The 1,393-nt window shown below is 33.0% G+C and carries 2 protein-coding genes; both read right to left on the reverse strand.

Translation table 11 applies throughout. The annotated features are described in order from the left end of the window. Nucleotides 1–51: 51 nt before the first annotated feature. On the reverse strand, nucleotides 52–894 hold the full coding sequence (locus DNU06_RS17420; RefSeq protein WP_233503071.1) for an IS3 family transposase: 843 nt from the start codon (nucleotides 892–894) through the stop codon (nucleotides 52–54). Between the two features lie 23 nt (nucleotides 895–917). Beyond that, complete coding sequence (locus DNU06_RS17960; protein WP_199399039.1) at nucleotides 918–1,352, reverse strand: helix-turn-helix domain-containing protein; 435 nt, start codon at nucleotides 1,350–1,352, stop codon at nucleotides 918–920. Nucleotides 1,353–1,393: the final 41 nt, after the last annotated feature.

Here is a 1,393-nt window from a genome sequence, read left to right on the forward strand (position 1 = left end):
TGTCTAGTCCTAAATAATCGATACAGATTATTAAAGGATTAAATTTATTAATTAAAGCTGAACAATGATATCATTGTTCAGCTTTTTTGATTTATACGTTTTTCTTTTCAACTTAGATTGTTTGTGCATTTGATTTGGTGTTAGCATTTGGTTTGATAAATGTGGTCTGACTGTATTGTAAATATTGATGGCATCTTTAACTAATTTTTTTTTCGTTGACAAGTCATTGTTGTAAGCTGCAATTGAAAATTCTTGTTTTAAAACTCCATTTACGCGTTCAGCGATAGCGTTTTCGTATGGGTCATATTTTTCAGTCATACTTGTACTTACAAATTTGTTTTTCAATATCTTTTGATATTCATTCGAGCAGTATTGTAATCCTCTATCTGAATGGTGTATCAACGGTCTGTCTCTATAGTTTCTATTTTTAAAAGCCATTTCAAGAGCCCTTATCGAACCTTCCATTTCTAAGCTTGCTGAAACATCATATCCCATTATTCTTTTCGAATAAGCATCTGTAACAAGCGCAAGATAAGAAGGGTTTTTTCTATTCCCAGTATAAGTTATGTCGCTTACCCACACTTGTTCTGGATGCTCAAATTCAAGATTACTTACAATGTTTTTATGCTTTCTGAACCTATGATGTGAATCGGTTGTTATATGGTAGCTCTTTTTAGGTGTTATCAGCATATTATTCACTTTTAATATTTTAAATAATTTATCTCTCCCAACATTGATTTTACCCAGTTCAAATCTGAGCATATGATATAGCTTTCTTGTGCCTAGTCTAGGCATTAAATTCCTTATTGAGTATACTAAATCAATAACCTGCAGGGCTATTAATTGTTTGTGTTTCTTAGATTTTATAGATCTGTAATATACCTGTCTATTCACCCCGAGTAGTTCACAGGAAGAGATTATTGTCTCTTTTTGTTCTTCTTTGAAGCATTTGATAACTCGGGTTTGTAATTTTTTCTGATTTGAATATCATATTCCTTTTCAGCCATATCCACTAGCATATCAAAGATGATAACCTTCTTGTCTGCACGATCAGCCAGATGTTCAGCTCTAGCTTTCTGCTTTTCCAGGAGCTTGACCTTAGCTTCTAGTTCAAGTATTTTCTGTTCAGGTGTTTTAGCCACAGTTAATTTAGATAAATTATTCCAATCAAAGTTACCATATTTTCTTAACCATTGCGTGATGGTAGATCGAGCTTGGATACCATATTTGTGGCATGCTTCTAATCTTTCTAGTTGACCGGATTCAATTTCTTGAACTACTTGAAGTTTAAAAGAAAGCGAATAGTCTTTTTGGGAACGTTTCACATACCCCATGTTTTCTGATGTTTTCATTACACTACTGTTTTAGTGTATCGCTATTTCAGGACGTGACA

This window comes from Putridiphycobacter roseus, from assembly GCF_003234935.1.
Lineage (GTDB): Bacteria > Bacteroidota > Bacteroidia > Flavobacteriales_D > Crocinitomicaceae > Putridiphycobacter > Putridiphycobacter roseus.

Coding starts and splice junctions, on each gene's coding strand:
- DNU06_RS17960 (WP_199399039.1), bottom strand. CDS start 1,352: ATGAAAACATCAGAAAACATGGGGTATGTGAAACGTTCCCAAAAAGAC.